Raw genomic sequence first — 20985 nt, 5'->3', positions numbered from 1 at the left:
CTCTCATCAGGAGGATCGGTCAACCGATCCTTATCTGATCTACGTTGCCGCTAAAGCGGGCGTTTTCAGTTAAGGCCAAACTCAGTGCTGATGACCACCGACGCCATGGGCATGACCATGAGCTATCTCTTCATGGCTGGCTTCACGGGCTGAGACCACTTCAATATCAAAGGTCAGCTCGCGACCGGCCAATGGGTGATTGATGTCCACAGTGGCCATAAACTTGCCCACCTTGACCACAGTCACTTGACGCTGACCTTGATCTGTATTGACGACCGCGCGCATGCCAGGCTTCCATACTTTGGCGCCCATCAGGTGTTTTACCGATACGCGCTGCTCAGCGCCTTCAACCCGCTCACCGTAAGTTTCAGAGGCTGGCAAGGTCACACTGAACTTGGCACCTATCTCTTTGCCTTCAATGGCTTTCTCGACTCCGGGCATCATGTTGTCATGGCCATGCAGATAGGCGATGGGATCGTGCCCCTCGTTGGTTTCCAGCACTTCACCCTTTTCATCGCGCAGTGTGTAATTGAACTGCACCACCATATCTTCTTTAACGCTCATTCTGAGTCCTCAGTATTCATGATTCCGGCGCAGCTTAACAAAACTGTCGCCTGCACTCCACTGCTTTGGATTAACGCCCCGCGCCCGGCACTATCGCCAGATGCTCGAGTCGCTCCAGCACCTGGTGGTTTTTCAATGCCAACTGACAAACACCACCATCAATTTGATGCTTAACAGAGCAATCCACACTCCAGCTGCGCAGCAGATATCCGGCCAAGGCCGCATTGCTGGCCACCTTGAGTTCGCCATCCTCCATACGATAGTCGAGCATAATCGCCTCCGGGTGTTTCAGGCTCGGATGGGGAACCAACACCAGTTCCACCGGCGTCAACCAGTTGTTGTCGGCTGCCGGTTGCTCCTTGGGCAAGGGAGAGCCTTCAAGTTCTCTGGCCTGCTTGATACGGGTCACCACAAAGTCGTTGAACTTGCCATGCAGTCTGTCAAATGCCCGCACATGCCAGCGCTGACCGTTGTTGACCAGGGCATGGGGCACTATTTCTCGAAAAGTTTCGCCGCTTGAGGTGGAGACATATTGCAGCGCCAGCGCCAGCCCTTGTTGAATCGAGCGCATCAGCGCCGCGATAATCTCGGTATCCGGATGAATAAGCCGCACCGCATCGAAACAGACCTGGCTGGGCACCAGGGGCTGTGACAAACCATCTCCAAAGCCACGGGCCAGACCCGAGAGAATGGCTTCAGGATCGTGATGAAACAAGGGCTTGAATTCATGCTGGCGCTGATAATGACGGCTGGGATGCATCAGCTTAAGATTCTGTGGCGCCAGCTCGCGATAGAGGCTGAAGTCGCGGGTGGCGGCCGCCAATCCGGTGGCAAACTTGGCAATCAGATCCTGACGACTGACCTGACCAAAATATTGCAAACTGAAATCGATAAAGGCCAGACGCTGACGCTGGCCGTGACTCAACATGTCTATGTTGCTCATCTCGCTGCGCATATCATTCCCTGAGTTCAAATCGGTGCAAGAAAACGCCAAACTCTGCTGCCGGCATTATCCGGGCAGTTTCTTGGCGCCTTTATAAACTAACATTAGCCAATCCCTTGGCTACCGGCAATCATTTTGATTAGCAGAACTAGAGTCCCAGGGCTTTAAAGGTTTCGGCAGAAGGGAAACCGTCGGCCACCAAGCCTTTGCTGAGCTGAAACGCCTGTAAACTGGCGCGGGAGTTACGCCCGAGAATACCGTCCGGCTTTCCGGCATCAAACCCCTGCTCATTGAGCTTTTGCTGCAGTGCCTTTATCTGGGCGCGGCTCAAGCGGGTTTGCTGCGGCGGTGCTTTGGCAAGCCGACCGGCGCCACTTATTCTGTCGGCCAAATGGCCTACTGAGATGGCATAAAACTCAGAACGGTTCCAACGCTGGATCACCTGGAAGTTATCGTAGCCGAGAAACGCAGGTCCCTCGTGCCCGGCGGGCAGATAGAGTCTGGCTTCCATCTGGGCCTGTGGCAGCACCCTGCCATTGCTCTGGGTCAACCCCAGCGCCTGCCAGTCAGCGAGAGACTTTTTCTGCCCCAGATGCTGATAATCAAATGATTCAGGTAAGCGAACCTCCCTGCCCCAGCGTTCGTTGCGCTGCCACCCCAGGTGAGCAAGAAAGTTTGCCGCCGAAGTCAGGGCATCGTCTATGCTGTTCCAGAGATCCGCCTTGCCGTCACCGTCACCATCGACGGCATAACTGGCATAAGCACTGGGCATAAACTGGGTGTGTCCCATGGCCCCGGCCCAGGAGCCTTGCATATCGGCCGCAGCAAAACCATATTTCTGGCTCAGCTTCAACGCTGTCATCAACTCCTGGGTAAAAAAGCCCGAACGGCGGGAGTCGCAGGCCAGGGTTGCCAGCGAATCCAACACCGGCATCTTGCCCTTGTACCCCCCGTAATTAGTCTCCATGCCCCAGAAAGACAAGAGATATTGCGGCGGCACACCGTACTCGCGCTTGAGCTTATCCAGCAGCGCTTTGTGTTCAACCAGCAGTTCCCTGCCCTTGGAAACCCGCCAATCTGTTACCCGCTTATCGAAATAGTTGGCAAATGTCTGGGTAAACTCGGGCTGACTGCGATCCAGCTCTATCACTCTGGGGACAAACTTGAGTTGCTTAAGATGTGAGTCGATGGTCTGTTGACTGATCCCCTCTTTCAGGGCCTTGTCCTGCATCGCCACAATACACTGAGGAAAAGCCGCTTCTCCGGCCTTTATCAGGGCTTCTACAGGATCCTCATTCTGGGGGGCTGCCAGCGTTTGCGTGGCCAACAGCAGGGGAAACCAGGATAATACTCTGAACACCTTCCGACTCCTTAAAAGATTAAACACCCCATCGAGTTCCATCCTAACCAGTCGCTCAGCGTTTTTTAAGCCCCGCAGGCATAATTCCCTGTCGTTGAGTCGATTTTTAAGCATTTATTCCTGTTTGTTCATCTGAGGTTAAGATTCACTTGGACTCCAGTGCTTATGCCGTATAATGGCGCCACTAACCCTTGCTCAAGAGAGAGATCATGACTGATTTAGCGCCGGCACTGAGCCAATTTATCGATAACGTCAAAGCGCACCAGCAGGTGTGGGGCTTGCAGGACGACTCCGGCGAAGGCTGGGTGGTGTGTGACTCCAGCGAATATGAAGACACAGATGTCATGCCTTTATGGTCTGATCAGGCAGTGGCCCAAAGCCATTGCACCGAGGAGTGGGTCAACTTCGCACCGGTAGCGATTTCACTGGAAGAGCTGCTGGAGTTCTGGATTGAAGATCTCAACGAAGATGGCGTATTGATTGGTATCGATTGGCGCGCCGAGCAGGAATGTCCCGAAGTTGAGCCGGTAGAGCTGGCCAAGTTCCTGGTGGACGTGGAAGCCGAATAAGCTTTATCAGGTCGGGAGTCACCAAGACTCCCGACTTCTTTTAAGACTCAGAGCAGCATCTGCACAACCCTATGCCCTGTCCCTTGGTCGACATCCCCTTTAATTGCCGTCACAGTTGCTGGTTTTGTGCCGAGCCCTGCGAGCACATTTTCGCCTTTGAAGCCTCCCCCAATGCAGAACATGCCTCACTGAGCGTGCCCGCCTGTAAGGAGTGCCTGACGCTGGCCCGCCAAAATCCTCTCACCTCGATATACGAGTGCCGTATCGCAGTTAAAGATGCATTGATGAAGCGCTACGCTAAACATCTGGCCATAGGGCTGAATTGGACCCGTGAAGAGCTGGAAGAATCTGAGTTTTCCTGCAAAATTCTTGGCGGTTTTAAACGCAGCGCCTGGTTTATGTATGAAGTGGCCAGAGACAGGATCAATGCCAAGGGCTGGCCCCTGTGCATCGAGGGAGTTCCGCTGAGCGACGAAACCCCAAATACCGGGTTTGACTTCGATGGCTTGCACTACAGCTCAGTGTTTGCCGCCATAGAGCACTACGCCAAAAACTTTGCACTGGATAAAGACTTTCTGCAGGCGCTGACCGCCATCTGCGGCCGCGACAGATTTGCCTTCGCCGTGCGCCTGGCCAGGCTCAACATCGCCGCAGACAAACGCACCAAAAAGCAACTTATCCGCGAACTGGAGCAGGAAAACAGCCGTTAATCAGCCCAGCTGGCGAATTCTGTCCTGCACGGCTTCCACCAACAGATCCGGCTGGAACTTGGAAATAAAACGATCGCAGCCCACCTTTTCTACCATCGCCTTATTGAAACTGCCGCTGAGGGAGGTATTGAGGGTAATAAAAAGATCGGCCATCCGCTTGTCATTGCGCACCTCATAGGTCAGACGGTAACCGTCCATTTCGGGCATTTCAGCGTCGGTGATCATCATCAAAATCTGCTCTGTCACCTTGAGCCCCTGATCGCACCAGGACTTAAGCAGCGTCAGCGCCTCGCGGCCATCACTGCGTTCAATCACTTCAAGCCCCAGCTGCCCCAAAGTATCGCGAACCTGGCGTCTGGCGGTGGGCGAATCGTCAACAATTAAAATCTTGTGTCCCGGCATCTTGGCCACCAAGGATTCATCCAACACACCTTCTGAGAGACGCACGTCATAGTGGATGATTTCCGCCAGTACCTTTTCCACATCGATAATCGACACCAACTCAGTTTTACCCTGGGTTTCCATCCGAGTGATGGCTGTAAGGTAATGATTGCGGCCGGCGGTTTTCGGCGGTGGCATGATATCGCCCCAGGTCATGTTGACTATATGCTCAACCTTGCCCACCAGAAACCCCTGCACACTACGGTTGTATTCTGTGATGATAAGGTTAGCGTCTTCGCCCACAGGCATGGGCGAGAAACCTATAGCGCTGCGCAGATTGATAACGGGAATCGAAACGCCACGGATATTGGCGACACCACTGATGGCTGGGTGGCTGCCTGGCATGGTCGAGAGTTCCGGCAGTTTCACTACCTCTTTAACTTTAAAAACATTGATGGCAAACAGCTGAGTCGAACTGATCCTGAACAGCAGTAACTCCAGCCGATTCTCTCCGACGAGTTGGGTTCGTTGATCTACTGATTCCAATACATTTGCCATAACAACTACTTGTCCAATTCTACTGCTGAATATTACGTCGATTATAGTGGTAAAGCGGCGGAACAAACCATGCTTCAGGGCAAATTTAGGCTAAATTGTCTTAAATGATATGCACTTGGCTACTGTTATATCCGTTACAAACATCTGCCTTCATAGAGTTAAGCTGGGCTACAGCAAAAGCCCACGCACGCTCACTGATTACACGTCATTATCCCGCTCATGCTTGCCGAAGGTTTTACGGGCCAGGATGATACCCGCCAGCCCCGACAACTGGTGTTGACGAATAATCTCAAAGTTGCCGCTATCTTCAACAACAGCCAAGAGTTCAGCGTGATTGAAACGGTTTTCCTGGGGATGCTCAAACAGACGTCGACTCAAAGGATTACAGATGGCGGCGCGATAAAGCTCTTCCATGACGAAATAGCCGCCAGGGCGCAACACTCTGTACACTTCGACCACCGCCTGTTGCCAGTCCGGAATATGATGAAAGGCGGCAAAATCGACCACAAGATCAAACTGGCTATCGGCAAAGGGCAAGCCGCTGCCATCACCCTGGCACAGATGCAACCAGTTTTGATCCGAATACCGCCCGGCGCAGTGGCTGACCATGTCGGAATCAAAATCGAGCGCCCATACTTCTTGCGCCCCCAGTTCCTGACGCACAAAAGCGATTCCCTCACCAAAGCCGCAACCTATCTCCAAGGCGCGACTAAAAGCCGGTAAAGGCTTGGCAAACAGCTTCAGCAACATCCGCCGCTCCAGCCGCCTTTGCAGCCACAAACGCAGCGGATGCCTGACTATCGATTTTTCAAAGCGATTGAGTTGCATAAATGGCGATCCACGCAGAATAATTCATGGTTAACTTTTAAGTGCCCTTGCGGCGACAATCATCTTCACTCGTCCCCAAAGGGTTCCAGCGGCAGTTGATCCCAATAGATGCCCTGACCAAAGAAGTCTTCCAACAGTTGATTGAGTCGCGAAAAACTACTCACCCTTTGCGGCTTGCCGCTGATACAGTGCCACACGTACCTGTGGCAGTTATTATCAAACAGGTCATAATCCCGATATTGAAACAGGCTCTCGCCGGCGCGGGCCAGTGCTTGTTCACTGACCAAGGGCATTCTTTGATGATCGCAGGCGACAAACACCTTGCTGCCGCTGCGACCTGCCAGAAAACGCTTCACCGACACAGGCCGTACAAGGCCACTGCCGTGGAGCTCGGCCAACATACCGTCGCCGAGCCAGATACCTGTGTGTTCAATGACCCCGAATACGTGGCAGCACACCAGCATCCCGGGCTGCACCTGTTTGACACTCTGACTGTGAAACCATTCACTGGGTGTCAACCGCGCCTGACCCTTGACGCGCTGTACCGGCAGCTCCTTGAGTAATCGATTCTGGGCGATCTTCTTACGCTTCAGTCCTTCATCGGCAAGCCAAATGGTGCCGAGGGCTGCAGAACCGAGCCATAGGAGAGGCAGCGCCATAGGCATACTCCTTATATTATCCTTCGCCGAAGGTTTGCATCTCTGTCAGATCCGTACCGGGGCGGCAGAGCATGGTTCCCAAAGCACTAATTGCAGATACAACAATTGCAATATAAAAAGCCTGACGCCGGTATACACGCTCCAAGGGCCCCTCTTTACCCTTAAACAAGTCAATATGAGCCGCAAGTTTAAATTCTAGTGAAGATTCAGCCAATTAAGCCCACCTTTTTTGAGTAAATTAACACTCACTACTGCAAACTTTTCGGAACATCTTTTCCTGGACTGGTCAGATCTGCTTCACATAGTCCGTCAACAATGGGCGCTTTGGCAAACTTTTGCTAGTATCCGCGCCAAACAACAACACAAAAGTGTAAACCAGCATGCATATTGAAACCCCGGTAATGATAACTTTTCTGGGTTATTTGGCCCTGATGATGGGGATAGGTCTTTGGGCCTACAAGGCGACCGATTCGGTCGATGACTATATTCTCGGCGATCGCAAGATGGGCCCGGCGGTGACCGCTCTCAGTGTCGGCGCCTCCGACATGTCCGGTTGGCTGCTGCTGGGTTTGCCCGGCGCCGTCTATCTCGGCGGTTTGGGCGAAGCCTGGATGGGAATAGGCCTGTTACTGGGCGCCTGGCTTAACTGGCTTTTGGTGGCCAAACGTCTGCGGATCTATACCCAGATGGCCGACAATGCTCTCACGCTGCCAGACTTTTTTGAGAAGCGTTTCAACGACGAGGGCGGCCTCCTGAAACTGGTATCTGCCGTCACCATATTGCTGTTTTTCACCTTTTACGCCTCCTCCGGCATGGTGGGCGGCGCTGTGCTGTTCAGCAATGTCTTTGGCTTCGAGTACCTGACGGCGCTGCTGATAGGTTCCGCTGTGATAGTGGCCTATACCTTTGTCGGCGGTTTTTTTGCAGTCAGTTGGACAGACTTCTTCCAGGGCTGCTTGATGTTAATCGCCCTGTTGATAGTCCCGGTCAGCATGTTTACCCAACCAGAGAGCCACCAAAGCCTGGATACCCTGGACCCAGCCATGCTGTCGTTATGGAGCGATAAGCTGACCCTGATAGGTCTGCTGTCGGCTCTGGCCTGGGGGCTGGGTTACTTTGGTCAGCCCCATATTCTGTCACGCTTTATGGCGATTAACAGTGTTAAGGATCTGCCGGTTTCACGCCGCATCGCCATGAGCTGGATGTTTGTCTCCCTGATCGGCGCCCTGGCGACCGGCATTGCCGGCTCGCTCTACTTTGCCGATGAGCCGCTCAAGAATCCGGAAACTGTATTTATCCATCTGACTCAGGTCGCCTTTAACCCCTGGATTGGAGGCCTGCTTATCGCCGCTATCTTGTCGGCCATCATGAGCACCATAGACTCGCAACTGCTGGTATGTTCCAGCGTGATCACCGAAGATTTCTACCGCAAGTGGCTCAGGCCCGAGGCTTCAAGCAAGGAGCTGATGTTGGTCGGTCGTATCGGCGTGTTGGCCATTGCCATTATCTCAGTGGTTGTTGCCCTGGATCGGGAAGCCAGTGTACTGGGCCTGGTGAGCTATGCCTGGGCCGGTTTCGGTGCCGCCTTTGGCCCTGTGGTCATCCTGGCACTGTTTTGGCGTGGCTACAGCCGCAACGGCGCCATTGCCACCATCCTAGTTGGCGGCTTGACAGTAATCATCTGGAAACAATTGGAAAGCGGTATCTTCGCCCTCTATGAAATATTGCCTGGATTCATTCTGGCAACTCTGGCCGGGATTGTAGTTAGCCGTTTGTCGCCGCCATCCGAGGCTACACAGACACAATTCAGTCGCTTCAAACAGAGTCTCTAACCACGATACTTATGCCGCCGCCATAGTTTGGCGTACACTTGTACGCCAAACGCGTTCGCAGTTTGTAATTTATTGTGTCTCTAACTTTTACAGCTTGGCAACACTGTCAATGGTTGTTTTCAATCGCTGAAAACACAGTTATCACTGCTTTTCCTGTCAACTACCTACTTTTCAGTTCGTGACACGTTCGCAGCACATTTGCAGAAATTAACCAAAATATTACAATTTTTCACATCTGGTCGGAGTTGTTGACACACTGGAGCATCCATAAGATGCACTGGACTAATAAGCGGGTGCCTGTGGGGTATTAAAGACTGACAGCCAACCTGCAAACATAAAAGAGAAGATAATAATGAAGTATTTCAACAAGACTCTTATCGCAGTTTCTGTCGCGCTGATCAGTGGCCAGACCCTGGCAGCCGGTTTCCAGCTCAACAGCCAATCAGCCACAGGTATCGGCCGTGCTTTTGCCGGTGATGCCGTGATTGCAGACAACGCATCCGTGTTATCCCGTAACCCGGCCGCCATGGCACTGTTTGACAAAGCCGCTATTTCGGTTGGTGTCACCACTGTTGACGTCCAGGTAGATATCAAAGACGTTAACTTCATGGGCGGCCAGGTGGATCTGGGGGGGATTGATGATGCAGGCAGCGTCAAATGGATCCCCAACATCTATTACATCCAGCCTTTGAACGATAAATGGGCTGTCGGTTTTGCGGCCTTTTCCAACTTCGGTACCGGCACAGACAGCGCATCATTGGTCAATAGCAAAACAGTTGCGGCTCCTTATGATCTGATAGGTAATACCGAAGTAACCACCATCAACTTCAACACCAGTGTTTCCTACCGCATCAATGATATGTTGAGTTTGGGCGTCGGACTGGATTTGGTTTATGGCGAAGGCAACCTGGATCGCTATTACAATCAAATGCCTTTGGTCGATGTGGATGCCGATGGTTGGGGCATTGGCGGTATTGTTGGTGCCACACTTGAGCTAAATGAGAACAACCGTTTTGGCCTGAGCTACCGTTACAGCCCCAATGTCGATGTGAGTGGTCATATTGCGACACTGACACCTTTACCAGGCCAAACAAACAGTTTTGCGTCAACCCTGTTTGATGAGCTGGAAGTGCCTTTGGCTGACATATTCCAGTTGGCCGGTTTCCACCAGTTAACCGAAAACTTTGCGGTTCATTACACGGCTCAATACACCCGCTGGGGTAACTTTGATCAAATTACTGCCAAAGATGGTGTCAGCAGCATTTATGGTACAGGTACTGTGATTGCCAATAATGTCAATGCTCCTCTGAAGCAGTATCAGTGGAAAAACTCCTGGCTGATGAGTGTAGGCGGAACTTACGACATCAATGAGCAGTTCACCGTGCGTGCCGGTTACATGTTCGACAATGGTGTTGTCGATGAAATCAGCTCTATCTCCATTCCAGACTCTGACCGTCAATGGTTCACTGCAGGCTTGAGCTACCACATCAACCAGCATCAAACCATCGACTTCGGTATGGCCTTTGTTAAAGGTGAAGAAGTGGAACTGGTAGAAAACAGTGCAGTAGTTGGCCCGGTTAACGCCATTACCAAATCAGAAGCCATGTACTACTCAGTGCAGTACAGCTATCAATTCTGAGCCAAGGCTCCAACGAGTTTAAGCTGACAAGGCCGCCCTTCTGGGCGGCTTTTTTGTTGATTAACAGCAAGTTGTTCAGGCAGCATTCAAGCTTACAGATGCATTCTCGCCAAGGCTTGGTTATCTTATGGAAGGTGTAAACTGCGCTGCATCGGCTGACTTACAAGGCCGGATATAAGGCGTACTTCGTACCTCTCCTATGTCACAAAAGGATTTCGAAATGAGTAAAAATTATTCTCTGGCGGCCCTGTTGCTTGGGGGTTTTATTTGCGCCGGTTTACTGCTGCTTGGCACCAGTATTGGAAACAGCCTGCTGGCAATGAAAGGTATGGAGCGAACCGTGGCGGTCAAAGGTCTGGCTGAACGCGAGGTCAAGGCCAACGTCGCCATCTGGCCGATTCGCTTCAATGAGGTGGATAACGATCTCAACACCTTGTATCAGACGGTGCAACAAAAAACAGATAAAGTGACGGCCTTTCTTGAACAGCAAGGTTTCAACAAGGATGAAATCTCTGTCTCTCTGCCTTCCATAGAAGACAGGCAAGCCCAGGGTTATGTCGATCCCAATGTTAAGTATCGCTACGCAGCCCGGGTGACAGTGTCGCTTTATACTCACCAGGTGGATCTGCTGCTTGAGAGCCGTAACAAGCTGCTGGCCCTGGCCAAAGAAGGCATTGCCATCGCCAGTCAGGACTATGACAGTCGCATCGAATTCCTGTTTACCGAACTCAACAGTATCAAGCCGTCCATGGTGCAGGAGGCTACCCAAAATGCCCGTGAAGTGGCCGAGAAGTTTGCCAAAGATTCAGACTCGGTACTTGGGAAGATCAAACAAGCCAGTCAGGGCACCTTCACCATTTCCGATCGCGACAGTAATACGCCTTACATCAAGAAGGTGCGAATCGTCTCTACCCTCACCTACTATCTCAACGACTGAACTTTTGAAGCGCAAACCTGAAACGGATTTTTCAATATAAACAGGTGGCCAAGGCCGCCTGTTTTCGTATCTGTATTCTGGCTGTGTATATTCTGGCCTGGGTATTCAAGGTCTAGTCAGTTACTCAAGCCACCTCTTATTTAATCATATTTTTCTAATAATAGTTGCAGGCGACCACCTTATTCATTAGAATTTTCTCATAGATGCTTTTTTGAGAACAGTTCCATGCCCAGAATAACGCCAGTATTGACCCTGTTACTGCCCGCGCTGCTGCTCATTCAACCCGTTAAGGCAGCCGAGCCGGCCACAGTGACTGTCCGCCAGACAGAGCACTCCCAATTGCTGACCCTGGATGGCAGGCTCGAGGCGGTCAAGGCCGCAACCGTGTCGGCCCAAACCTCGGGACGGATCCTAAAGCTTTACTTTGATGTCAACGACCGAGTCCCCGCCGGGGCGGCGCTGCTTGAGATCACCAGTGAAGAACAAGGCGCGTCCCTGGCGGCGGCCGAGGCGGAATACGCCAGAGCCAGAGCCTTGGATACCGAAGCGCAGCTGACGCTCAAGCGCTATCAGGAACTGTTTCCCAAGGGCGCGATTTCCCGCGGCCAAATGGATCAGGCCATAGCCAATGCCAAGTCAGCCTCCCAAGCGGCCAGCGCGGCCAAGGCGAGGATCATTCAGGCAAAAGAATCACTGAAATACACAGTCGTCAGCGCACCATATGCTGGCATAGTCACGGCCAGGCATGTGGAAGAGGGAGAAACAGTCGCTCCCGGTCAGCCGCTCCTGTCCGGTTTTGCCGACGATGAGATGCGGGTGGTGATGCAGCTGCCGCAGCGTTTTCTTCAGGCCGCTAAAGCCACAGACAAGATGACGGTTATCCTAGCCGATGGCCGCAGTTTTGACGTTACCACCCCCAAGGTCTTTGGTTTCAGTGATGAGCAGAGCCGCGCCTTTCAGGTGAGACTGCCACTGCCGGCCAACACAGGCGATCTGCTGCCCGGCAGTTTCGTTAAGGTGCGCTTTGCCATAGACAAACGCCAGGAGATAGTGCTGCCCAAAGAAGCGCTTTACAGCGTCAATGAGCTGTCGGCCGTCTACCTCAAGCGCGGCGATAACTTTGTCCTGCAACAGGTACGTCTGGGAGATGTGCGTGACGATGGCGTGACCATACTGGCAGGACTCGAAGCCGGAGACATAGTCGCCGCCAACGCCTATCAGTTGCTGCTCGAGCAGCGCCAGGCCAAGTAAGGGGAACTCATGGCTAATCACAGCGAAAATAACACCGGCATCTCCGGCCGCATTGCCGCCAGTTTCCAGCTCAGTGCCATTACGCCGCTGCTGGCCCTGCTGGGCTTGTTGCTGGGGATGTTTGCCATTATGGTCACTCCCAAGGAGGAAGAGCCTCAGATAGATGTGACCTTTGCCGATGTGTTTATCCCCTTCCCCGGCGCCACACCGACCGAAGTCGAGCAGCTGGTGACCCTGCCGGCAGAAGAGGTGATCTCGCAGATAAAAGGCATAGATACCCTCTACTCCTTCTCGCAGCCCGATGGCGCGATGATCATCGTCATCTTTGAGGTGGGTGTGCCCCGCAACGAGGCGATAGTCAAACTCTACAATCAAATCTATTCCAACCTGGACAAGCTGCCCAGAGCCGCGGGTGTGGGCGATCCCTTGATAAAACCCATGGGCATAGACGATGTGCCCATTGTCAGCCTGACTCTCTGGTCAGAGGATCCCGGTGTCTCGGCTCAGCAACTGACTCATGTGGCCCATGGGCTCGAAACCGAACTCAAACGCATTCCCGGCACCCGAGATGTCGAGTCCATGGGGTCCCATGAGTTGGTGCTCAATGTGCGCATCAATCCGGCCCAAATGAGCTTTTATGGTGTCAGCTTCGATGCCATCAACCGGGCGCTCGGCGCCAACAATGCGGTCTCCATGCCCGTGTCTCTGGTGCAGGATAACCAGGAGATCAAGGTGCAGACCGGCCAGTTCCTGCGTTCGCTGGAGGATGTGCAGCAACTAGTGGTCGCGGTGCACAATGACAGCCAAGGCAAGGCCGCCCCTGTCTTCCTCAGTGATATTGCCGATATCAGCCTCAAGGCCGACGTGCCCCTCTATGGCGCCTGGCATCAGAACGGTCACAGCGCCGAAGCAGAAGCTAAAGGCGTCTTTCCGGCAGTGACCATAGCCATAGGCAAACAACCGGGTGAAAACGCCGTGGATGTCGCCGATGCAATCCTTGCCAAGGTGGAAAAGAGCCGTAACCTGCTTATTCCGGACAATGTCAATGTCATCGTGTCGCGCAACTATGGCGTGACGGCGGCTGACAAGTCCAACACTCTGATCTTCAAGTTGATCTTTGCAACCGCCGCTGTGGTTATCCTGGTGGTGTTCACCATGGGAATGCGCGAGGCACTGGTGGTGGGTGTGGCGATTGTCATTACCCTGGCGATTACCCTTTTCGCCTCCTGGGCCTGGGGCTTTACCCTCAACCGGGTATCCCTGTTTGCACTGATCTTCTCCATAGGTATTTTGGTGGACGATGCCATAGTCGTGGTGGAAAACATCCACCGCCATATGGCCATGGGCAAACGCAGCCTGAGTGAACTCATTCCCGCTGCCGTGGATGAAGTGGGTGGCCCCACCATTCTGGCGACCTTTACCGTTATTGCGGCATTGCTGCCGATGGCCTTTGTCTCGGGGCTGATGGGCCCCTATATGAGCCCTATTCCCATCAACGCCAGCATGGGCATGTTGATCTCCCTGGCGGTGGCCTTTGTGGTCACTCCCTGGCTCAGTCACAAACTGCTCAGGCACAAGGGTGGCGAGGGGCATAGCGACAACGCCAGCCCTGTAATGCTCAAGCTGTTTACCCGGCTTATCAAGCCATTCCTCGAGAGCCGCAAGGCCCGAGTAGGCATGGCGGCCGGCGTGTTTGTGCTGATAGGCATGGCCGTTGCCCTGCCCGTCGGCCAGTTGGTGGTACTCAAGATGTTGCCCTTCGACAACAAGAGCGAATTCCAGGTGATGGTGGATATGCCGGAAGGCACGCCGGTGGAGCAGACGGAAAAAGTCCTCAAGGCCTTGTCCGATTATCTGGTGACTGTACCCGAAGTGCAGCATCTGCAGCTCTATGCCGGCACCCATGCCCCGATCAACTTCAACGGCCTGGTCAGGCATTACTTTGTCCGCAACAGTCAGGAGCTTGGCGATATTCAGGTCAATCTCAGTGACAAACAGCACAGGGACAGAGACAGCCACAGCATAGCCCTGGCGGTGCGCGGCCCGCTGCAGCAAATCGCCCAGGGCTTCAACGCCAATGTCAAAGTGGTGGAAGTGCCCCCCGGCCCACCTGTGTGGTCGCCGATTGTGGCCGAGGTCTATGGCCCCAGCCAGGATATTCGCCAGCAGGCGGCCAGCGAGCTGCAGTCCCTGTTCCAGGCGACCGAAGATGTGGTGGATATCGATATCTTCCTGCCGGCGGCACAACAGAAATGGCAGGTGCTTATCGACCGCAGCAAGGCCAGTCTGCTGGGCGTGCCCTACGCCAACATAGTGGATCTGGTGGCCACAGCTGTCGGCGGCAAGGATATCAATGTGCTGCATAAGCCGATGCAGAAACGCCCGGTGCCCATTCGCCTGGAACTGCCGGAGGCCAACAAACTGGATTTGACTTCAGTACTCAACCTGCGCCTCGACAGCCTCCATGGCGGCACTGTGCCCGTGGCCGAATTGGTGACAATCCGCAAGGGGCAGATAGACGCGCCCATCATTCACAAAAACATGATCCCGATGATCATGGTGATTGCCGACATGGCCGGGCCGCTCGACAGCCCACTGTACGGCATGTTTGAAATGGCGGCGGATATCGACTCAGAAGGTGGCCTTGGCTTCAACCAGCATTATTTCAGCCAACCCGATGGTCTGGATGCCATCAGCGTACTCTGGGATGGCGAGTGGAAGATCACCTATGAAACCTTCCGTGATATGGGCCTGGCCTATGGGGTCGGCATGATTGCCATCTATCTCCTGGTAGTGGCTCACTTCCGTTCCTATCTGGTACCGCTGATCATTATGGCTCCTATCCCCTTGACCATTATCGGGGTCATGCCGGGGCACGCCTTGCTCGGCGCCCAGTTCACCGCCACCTCCATGATAGGCATGATAGCGCTGGCGGGGATCATAGTGCGTAACTCCATACTCCTGGTGGACTTTATCAACCAGGAAACCGCTGCAGGAGTGCCATTTGAACAGGCGGTCATTCACTCCGGCGCCGTGCGGGCCAAACCTATCATGCTCACCGCCCTGGCGGCCATGATAGGCGCCATGTTTATTCTGGATGACCCTATCTTCAACGGTCTGGCCATCAGTCTTATCTTCGGGATCCTGATCTCCACCCTGCTGACATTGGTGGTGATCCCGGTACTTTACTATGCCCTGATGCGCAAGCGCATCGACTCAGTGATCAACCAGGCCCAGGTGGCCAAAGGAGCTTAAAATGTCTGTAGAACGTGCCACTATGGCCTTTGCCGGATTTATGGTGATGTTGTCATTACTGTTAACCGCCACTGTCCATCACAATTTTGTATGGCTAACTCTGTTTGTTGGCGCTAACCTATTCCAAAGTGCTTTTACCGGCTTTTGTCCTGCCAGCATGCTGATGCGTAAATTCGGTATGAAAACAGAGGCTGAACAGGCCAAGGCCACTGATTAAGGAATGCAAGTGAAGATAATAACCCGTACCCAACGCCATTTCCTGTGGCTGACAACTCTGCTGTTTGCTGTACTGCTGAGCCTCAGTGTTCGCGCTGAGCAGATGGTTCCCGAGGTGGCGCTGACCAAGGTCGCCCAAGGCGCCATGCTGGTGGATGTCAGAACCCCGGAGGAATATGCAGAGGGACATCTGCCAGAGGCGGTTAATATCCCCTTTGAGCAGATAGCCGAAGCTTTTGCCAAACAGGGCATTGCCAAGGACACCCCTGTGGTTGTCTACTGCCGTAGCGGTCGCCGCTCAGGCATTGCCAAAGAATCACTGGAAAAAGCCGGTTATCAGGAAGTCTACAATGGTGGCGGCTATGATAGCCTCAAGGCCAGCGCCGGCAACTAGCTGACCAGATAGCCATTAACTACTGCGCCACTCATGCAACCAGGCCCACTCAAGTGGGCCTTTTTACAAAACAGTCAACACAAAAAATTAACAAAAGCCAGAAACCAAAGATGACGGACAAGCGTCAAAAAATGCACCTCCAGTCAAAAAACCGCCTTTGCCTCATACTAAAGTATCCTTTTCGCAACCATTATTCTTAAAAGTAATTTCTTATGATAAATTGGAATATCTGGCACAATTAAACATACAAATCAATAAACTACACATACCTCACAGCTCACAACCCTATCCAACCTCGCATCCAGGCTTATTCAAAACCGGCAAAATTTCATGCACCCGACAATGATACATTTGGTAACACTAAACGCTTGATTGAATTTTTATTCACAAAAAATGAAATACAGCAAAACGAAATCAGAACACCATACCGCTAACATTTGTTTTACATGGTTTTTTCGTGACGGTAGATTGCAAAAGGGTCATTTAAGTGAACGCTGAAGTGCCCGAGGACAATAAACCAAGATCTGTTACACGGAAGACAAGTATGAAAAAAATAACAAATAAACAGCTGGTCCTGAGTCTGTCCATGCTGGCCCTGGCAGTTTCTGCCGGTGTTCATGGTGCACCTTTCCAGCCTCAAGCCAATGATCTGTCACAGCAGTCGCCCCTGCCCAAACGCTATATCGTTAAGTTCAAGGACAACAACGGCCTGCAAACCCTGAATGGTCAAAGCGAACTGAATCAGGTATTCGGCCAGCACAGAGCGCTTAACGGCGTTAAGGCGCGCGAAATGAAGCGCATTGGTCGCAGCCACAGCTACAGCGTCAAGTTGGATAACCCCGGACTCAAGGCGCTACGTGCCCGCACCGATGTGGAGTATGTCGAAGAAGATATGCCCCGCCGCTTGTTGAGTGAAACCACGCCCTGGGGGCAAACCTATGTCGGCTCGACTCAGTTGGCCGATAACCTCAGCGGTAATCGCACCATATGTATCATAGACTCCGGCTATGATCGTGCCCACCAGGATCTCAGTGGCAACAATGTCACAGGTACCAACAACTCGGGCACCGGAAACTGGTTCGAGCCGGGCAATAACAATGCCCACGGAACCCACGTTGCCGGCACCATAGCCGCCATCGCCAATAATGAAGGCGTGGTTGGGGTGATGCCGAATCAGAACGCCAATATCCATGTGATCAAGGTATTCAACGAGTCAGGTTGGGGTTACTCCTCTTCATTGGTATCTGCCGTGGATACCTGTGTCGACAATGGCGCCAATGTGGTCACCATGAGCCTGGGTGGCCCAAGATCCAGCACCACTGAGCGCAATGCCATGACCAACCACTTTAACAACGGCGTGCTCTTGATTGCTGCAGCCGGTAATGCCGGCAACAATACCCACAGCTACCCGGCTTCCTATGATGCGGTAATGTCTGTGGCCTCGGTCGACAGCAATAAAGACCACTCGGCCTTTTCACAGTATACCAATCAGGTCGAAATCTCCGGCCCGGGTGAAGCTATCCTCTCAACCGTGACTCGCGGTGAAGGACGCCTGGCTGATATTGTCATTGCCGGTCAGTCGCTGTTTGCCGAAGGCGTGGTGCCTCACAACCGCCTTGTACCATCGGGCAGCAACTATGTGCCCTCGCCCATCAGCGCCAGTGCCGGCGGCGAACTGGCCGAGTGTGACACCAGCGGCGGCAACTACAACTGTGGCAACATGACGAGCAAAGTCTGTTTGGTGCAGCGTCTGGAAAACCAAGGTGCCGGTTATCCCGAGATCAATGCGGTTCGCGCCTGTAATAACGCCGGTGCAGCAGCGACTATTGTCTACTCCAACAGCACTCTGCCCGGACTGCAAAACCCCTTCTTGGTGGACTCAAACACTGAATTGACCAAGGCATCTGTGTCGGTAGACCGTGAAACCGGTCTGGCGCTGCGTAACCAAATCGGTCAGCAGGCCAGCGTATCCAACACCATTGGCGAAGATTATGAGTACTACAACGGTACTTCCATGGCGACGCCACACGTATCCGGCGTCGCGACTCTGGTATGGAGCTATCACACTGAGTGTAGCGCCGCCCAGGTGCGTCAGGCACTGAAAGCTACCGCCGAAGATCTGGATGTGCCCGGCCGTGACGATCGCACCGGCTATGGTCTGGTCAATGCCGTGGCCGCCAAGGAATACCTGGATGCCTCCTGTAATGGCCCGAGCGATCCCGGCACACCAAGCGATGGTCAGTTGGAAAACGGTGTGGCAGTCAATAACCTAAGCGGTGCCAAAGACGATGAACTGCACTTCTTCCTCGATGTGCCTGCCGGCGCCTCCAATCTCAGCTTCAACCTGAGTGGCGGCACTGGTGATGCCGACCTTTACATGCAGTACGGCGCGGCTCCAACCACCAGCAGCTTCGATTGTCGCCCCTGGAAAAGCGGCAACACTGAAAGCTGTTCGGTCAACAGTCCTCAAGCCGGTACTTACTATGTGATGGTTCGCGGTTACAGCAGCTTCGGCGGTGCCAGCCTGGTGACTAGCTACACAGGCTCAAGCAGCACAAATCCAGGTGGCGCAGCGAGTTACACCAATGGTGACAATATCGATATTCCCGACAACAACAGCACTGGCATTACCAGCCCCATCAGTGTCAGCCGCAGCGGTGATTCGGGCGTAGTCACTGTGGATGTCAGCATAGTGCATCCTTACATTGGTGATCTGCAGATTGAACTGCACAGCCCCAATGGCCGGATTGCCGTGCTGCACGACAACACAGGCAAAGGCACAGACAATATCAACCAGAGCTATTCGGTCGATATGACAGGTGTCGAGTCCAGTGGTACCTGGTTGCTCAAGGCCGTCGACTCGGGTCGCCGTGACCTAGGCTACATCGACAGCTGGTCACTGCACTTTAAGTAATCTCTCTTTCAAGGGGCCGCTACGGCCCCTTTTTCCTCTCTCTCTATGGTTTCCCCTTGGCTAAAGAGCTGCCGGACAGTTTGACGCAACTTTTTCAACCTTTTTGCAAGGCATTTGAAAAGCTTCTCGGTTATACTGGCGCCGCTTTTATAACACCAGCTACCAAGGCCCATTGATGACAGCTCCCAACTCCCCTCAAACCAACAAAGATCCCCTGCACGGCTTGACCCTCAAGGCGATACTCACAGAAATGGTGGAGCATTACGGTTTTGATGGCCTGGCACAAAGGATAAAAGTGCGCTGCTTCAGCCATGATCCCAGCATTAAATCGAGCCTGACTTTTTTGCGAAAGACCCAATGGGCCAGGGAAAAACTGGAACGCCTCTATCTGACCAGCAAGGGCTTGCCCATTCCGCCTCACCTGCTGGACAGTTCAACCCCGGCAACACGGGAAAAGCCGGCCAAACAAATCTGTGCCGACAAACCTCAGACCAATGCCCATATCTGGGGCAAAAAAACCGACTAACCAGGCCCAGATACAGCACGCAACCCGCTATATTTTTAAACAATTTTGCCTCAAAATTGCTAAAGTCTCTCTCAATGCAGCCGATAAGCAGTTATCGACTATCAGCACGAATAGATGCCGCCAGGGAGGTTAATGATGAACATTGCAGGCTTAGGTCAACTCGCCACTCAAGGAACAGGTCCCCGAAGCCTGAGTGAAGTCACTGTGGTCGCCAAGGACACAGCTAAGGAAAGCGCTGCCACAAGTCCCGACAGCCAGGATAAAGTGAATATCTCTTCTGCCGGTCACAAAGCACTGGCGGATGATGTGGGCGGTCAGTTGCACAGAAATAATTCGGCGCAAACCTCAGAAGCGCAGGAAGCCGCCGAGGAAGATACCTCGGGTATGTCTGAAATTGACAAGAAGATTAAGGAACTGCAGAACAAGCTCAAAGAGTTGCAGCAGGAGTTGCAGCAGTTGAATGGTGATGACTCAGAGGCCGCCGAGATAAAGCGTAAACTGCTGCAGGATCAGATAGCCGCCGTCAGTGGTCAACTGGTCGCCTTAATCAAAGAGAAAACCCACCAGGACAAGAATGCTGCCACTGAGGGCTGATGCCGCTCAGATAGGCATGCTGAACAGCAGGCGCCAGATCTCCAGCCCATCACCACTGCGGTAACTGAGCCCCAATCTGTCTATGCCAAGTACGGGCTTGGCAAGGGCCAGGGTGGCGCCCAGCTCAATACTGCCGGACACCAAGGTGTCCTGATTGAGGTCGCCGGCAAACTGTAACTGGTCAAAATACCAATAACCCAAAGCGAACACCCTGGGCTGCATCTGTAACCCCTGCCAGGACCAGTGATAAGGCAAGCCGATATCTACCCCGGTTTGCAATACGGAAAAGCTCTGGCTAATGCTGAACGCCCGTTCACTGTAGGCGGCAAATTTCAACCGGGTCACCCACAAAGAATCTGCCTGCCACAGTTCAAAATGACGTAAGCCACTGATGCCGGCAGCCATGATGGCGACATTACCGCCTTGGTCGAAATTACTGCCAAAACCGAGATCGCCATAGGCCTCCATGCGCCAGTTTTCATCCAGACGCCAACGCTTTTCAAAGCCGGGGGTCACGGTCAAGGTACCAACACTGGATGGCAGTTCAAATTCACCGGCATCTTCAAGGCTGTAGTTGAAAAAGCCTACAGAGATAGGCAGGCGCAATAAGAACTCCGAGTCCTCACTCTGCTCCAACGTAAAGTCCAGCGGTAAGCTGATGACTGTGGCATCCTGCTCGGATGCGCGATAGACCCCACTGCCAAGATAGCTGCCAAAGGCATAATGGGAGTTGTCCGGTGGCCGAGCGTGGCCGGGAGACTCTTGAGCATAGATTGGCGCTGCAAGCAGCAAAAGCCCCAGGGAAGACACACTCAATAAACCAACTTGGGTTGATGCTTTCCCCGGTGACTTCAT

20 protein-coding genes are annotated in these 20985 nt (G+C 53.2%); 12 read left to right on the top strand and 8 right to left on the bottom strand.

From position 1 onward, the window contains the following. Positions 1-81 precede the first annotated feature (81 nt). The 3 genes from RC73_RS01005 to RC73_RS00995 all read right to left on the bottom strand — a co-directional run bounded on the left by RC73_RS01005 (position 82) and on the right by RC73_RS00995 (position 2867). Positions 82-564, bottom strand: a complete 483-nt coding sequence (locus tag RC73_RS01005) for an FKBP-type peptidyl-prolyl cis-trans isomerase (RefSeq protein WP_039032870.1) — start codon at positions 562-564, stop codon at positions 82-84. A gap of 70 nt (positions 565-634) precedes the next feature. Beyond that, entirely contained in the window at positions 635-1519 is an 885-nt protein-coding gene (locus RC73_RS01000) for a WYL domain-containing protein (RefSeq protein WP_235369935.1), read from the bottom strand. 136 nt (positions 1520-1655) lie between these two features. Next, a complete protein-coding gene (locus RC73_RS00995; protein ID WP_405130418.1) occupies positions 1656-2867 on the bottom strand; it encodes a lytic murein transglycosylase in 1212 nt (403 codons plus the stop codon). A gap of 209 nt (positions 2868-3076) precedes the next feature. On the opposite strand from RC73_RS00995, the gene RC73_RS00990 reads away from it, so the two are divergent. After that, a complete protein-coding gene (locus RC73_RS00990; RefSeq protein ID WP_039032869.1) occupies positions 3077-3436 on the top strand; it encodes a DUF2750 domain-containing protein in 360 nt (119 codons plus the stop codon). 71 nt (positions 3437-3507) lie between these two features. Further along, positions 3508-4146: a hypothetical protein gene (locus RC73_RS00985; protein ID WP_039032868.1), complete on the top strand. Its 639-nt coding sequence runs from the start codon at positions 3508-3510 to the stop codon at positions 4144-4146. Here RC73_RS00985 and RC73_RS00980 read toward each other — a convergent pair whose 3' ends face one another. The 4 genes from RC73_RS00980 to RC73_RS00965 form a co-directional block, all read right to left on the bottom strand. Continuing rightward, positions 4147-5085 carry a chemotaxis protein CheV gene (locus RC73_RS00980; protein ID WP_039032867.1) on the bottom strand — a complete coding sequence of 313 codons (939 nt, stop codon included), beginning with the start codon at positions 5083-5085 and terminating at the stop codon, positions 4147-4149. Between the two features lie 198 nt (positions 5086-5283). Further along, positions 5284-5913, bottom strand: a complete 630-nt coding sequence (locus tag RC73_RS00975) for a class I SAM-dependent methyltransferase (RefSeq protein WP_052247905.1) — start codon at positions 5911-5913, stop codon at positions 5284-5286. Between the two features lie 65 nt (positions 5914-5978). After that, entirely contained in the window at positions 5979-6572 is a 594-nt protein-coding gene (locus RC73_RS00970; RefSeq protein ID WP_039032866.1) for a hypothetical protein, read from the bottom strand. 16 nt (positions 6573-6588) lie between these two features. Then, entirely contained in the window at positions 6589-6786 is a 198-nt protein-coding gene (locus tag RC73_RS00965) for a hypothetical protein (RefSeq protein ID WP_039032865.1), read from the bottom strand. Positions 6787-6952: 166 nt separating this feature from the next. Here RC73_RS00965 and putP point away from each other — a divergent pair, with 166 nt between their 5' ends. The 10 genes from putP to RC73_RS00915 all read left to right on the top strand — a co-directional run bounded on the left by putP (position 6953) and on the right by RC73_RS00915 (position 20130). Then, complete coding sequence (gene putP, locus RC73_RS00960) at positions 6953-8404, top strand: sodium/proline symporter PutP (protein ID WP_039032864.1); 1452 nt, start codon at positions 6953-6955, stop codon at positions 8402-8404. Between the two features lie 352 nt (positions 8405-8756). Further along, entirely contained in the window at positions 8757-10043 is a 1287-nt protein-coding gene (locus tag RC73_RS00955; protein WP_039032863.1) for an OmpP1/FadL family transporter, read from the top strand. A 220-nt stretch (positions 10044-10263) separates the two neighbouring features. Next, a complete protein-coding gene (locus RC73_RS00950) occupies positions 10264-10980 on the top strand; it encodes an SIMPL domain-containing protein (RefSeq protein WP_039032862.1) in 717 nt (238 codons plus the stop codon). A 225-nt stretch (positions 10981-11205) separates the two neighbouring features. After that, positions 11206-12231 carry an efflux RND transporter periplasmic adaptor subunit gene (locus RC73_RS00945; RefSeq protein ID WP_039032861.1) on the top strand — a complete coding sequence of 342 codons (1026 nt, stop codon included), beginning with the start codon at positions 11206-11208 and terminating at the stop codon, positions 12229-12231. A 9-nt stretch (positions 12232-12240) separates the two neighbouring features. Beyond that, positions 12241-15486: an efflux RND transporter permease subunit gene (locus tag RC73_RS00940; protein WP_039032860.1), complete on the top strand. Its 3246-nt coding sequence runs from the start codon at positions 12241-12243 to the stop codon at positions 15484-15486. A gap of 1 nt (position 15487) precedes the next feature. Then, positions 15488-15703: a YgaP family membrane protein gene (locus tag RC73_RS00935; RefSeq protein WP_039032859.1), complete on the top strand. Its 216-nt coding sequence runs from the start codon at positions 15488-15490 to the stop codon at positions 15701-15703. Positions 15704-15706: 3 nt separating this feature from the next. Continuing rightward, entirely contained in the window at positions 15707-16096 is a 390-nt protein-coding gene (locus RC73_RS00930; RefSeq protein WP_039032858.1) for a rhodanese-like domain-containing protein, read from the top strand. A 544-nt stretch (positions 16097-16640) separates the two neighbouring features. Beyond that, on the top strand, positions 16641-19010 hold the full coding sequence (locus RC73_RS00925) for a S8 family serine peptidase (protein WP_039032857.1): 2370 nt from the start codon (positions 16641-16643) through the stop codon (positions 19008-19010). Positions 19011-19185: 175 nt separating this feature from the next. Beyond that, on the top strand, positions 19186-19536 hold the full coding sequence (locus RC73_RS00920; protein ID WP_039032856.1) for a VF530 family DNA-binding protein: 351 nt from the start codon (positions 19186-19188) through the stop codon (positions 19534-19536). A gap of 132 nt (positions 19537-19668) precedes the next feature. Next, positions 19669-20130 (top strand): hypothetical protein, encoded by a 462-nt coding sequence (locus RC73_RS00915; protein WP_143078358.1) that lies wholly within the window; start codon positions 19669-19671, stop codon positions 20128-20130. A 6-nt stretch (positions 20131-20136) separates the two neighbouring features. Here RC73_RS00915 and RC73_RS00910 read toward each other — a convergent pair whose 3' ends face one another. Further along, complete coding sequence (locus RC73_RS00910; protein WP_039032854.1) at positions 20137-20985, bottom strand: hypothetical protein; 849 nt, start codon at positions 20983-20985, stop codon at positions 20137-20139.

This window comes from Shewanella sp. ECSMB14102 (assembly GCF_000813075.1).
Classification (GTDB): Bacteria; Pseudomonadota; Gammaproteobacteria; order Enterobacterales; family Shewanellaceae; genus Shewanella; species Shewanella indica.
This window is presented reverse-complemented; position numbering and strand designations above follow the sequence as displayed.

Excerpts from the sequence above, each read along its gene's own strand:
- RC73_RS01005 (WP_039032870.1), bottom strand. The coding sequence starts at position 564 with ATGAGCGTTAAAGAAGATATGGTGGTGCAGTTCAATTACACACTGCGC.
- RC73_RS01000 (WP_235369935.1), bottom strand. The coding sequence starts at position 1,519 with ATGCGCAGCGAGATGAGCAACATAGACATGTTGAGTCACGGCCAGCGT.
- RC73_RS00990 (WP_039032869.1), top strand. The coding sequence starts at position 3,077 with ATGACTGATTTAGCGCCGGCACTGAGCCAATTTATCGATAACGTCAAA.
- RC73_RS00985 (WP_039032868.1), top strand. The coding sequence starts at position 3,508 with ATGCCCTGTCCCTTGGTCGACATCCCCTTTAATTGCCGTCACAGTTGC.
- RC73_RS00980 (WP_039032867.1), bottom strand. The coding sequence starts at position 5,085 with ATGGCAAATGTATTGGAATCAGTAGATCAACGAACCCAACTCGTCGGA.
- RC73_RS00975 (WP_052247905.1), bottom strand. The coding sequence starts at position 5,913 with ATGCAACTCAATCGCTTTGAAAAATCGATAGTCAGGCATCCGCTGCGT.
- RC73_RS00970 (WP_039032866.1), bottom strand. The coding sequence starts at position 6,572 with ATGGCGCTGCCTCTCCTATGGCTCGGTTCTGCAGCCCTCGGCACCATT.
- putP (WP_039032864.1), top strand. The coding sequence starts at position 6,953 with ATGCATATTGAAACCCCGGTAATGATAACTTTTCTGGGTTATTTGGCC.
- RC73_RS00955 (WP_039032863.1), top strand. The coding sequence starts at position 8,757 with ATGAAGTATTTCAACAAGACTCTTATCGCAGTTTCTGTCGCGCTGATC.
- RC73_RS00950 (WP_039032862.1), top strand. The coding sequence starts at position 10,264 with ATGAGTAAAAATTATTCTCTGGCGGCCCTGTTGCTTGGGGGTTTTATT.
- RC73_RS00945 (WP_039032861.1), top strand. The coding sequence starts at position 11,206 with ATGCCCAGAATAACGCCAGTATTGACCCTGTTACTGCCCGCGCTGCTG.
- RC73_RS00940 (WP_039032860.1), top strand. The coding sequence starts at position 12,241 with ATGGCTAATCACAGCGAAAATAACACCGGCATCTCCGGCCGCATTGCC.
- RC73_RS00935 (WP_039032859.1), top strand. The coding sequence starts at position 15,488 with ATGTCTGTAGAACGTGCCACTATGGCCTTTGCCGGATTTATGGTGATG.
- RC73_RS00930 (WP_039032858.1), top strand. The coding sequence starts at position 15,707 with ATGCAAGTGAAGATAATAACCCGTACCCAACGCCATTTCCTGTGGCTG.
- RC73_RS00925 (WP_039032857.1), top strand. The coding sequence starts at position 16,641 with ATGAAAAAAATAACAAATAAACAGCTGGTCCTGAGTCTGTCCATGCTG.
- RC73_RS00920 (WP_039032856.1), top strand. The coding sequence starts at position 19,186 with ATGACAGCTCCCAACTCCCCTCAAACCAACAAAGATCCCCTGCACGGC.
- RC73_RS00915 (WP_143078358.1), top strand. The coding sequence starts at position 19,669 with ATGATGAACATTGCAGGCTTAGGTCAACTCGCCACTCAAGGAACAGGT.
- RC73_RS00910 (WP_039032854.1), bottom strand. The coding sequence starts at position 20,985 with ATGAAGTCACCGGGGAAAGCATCAACCCAAGTTGGTTTATTGAGTGTG.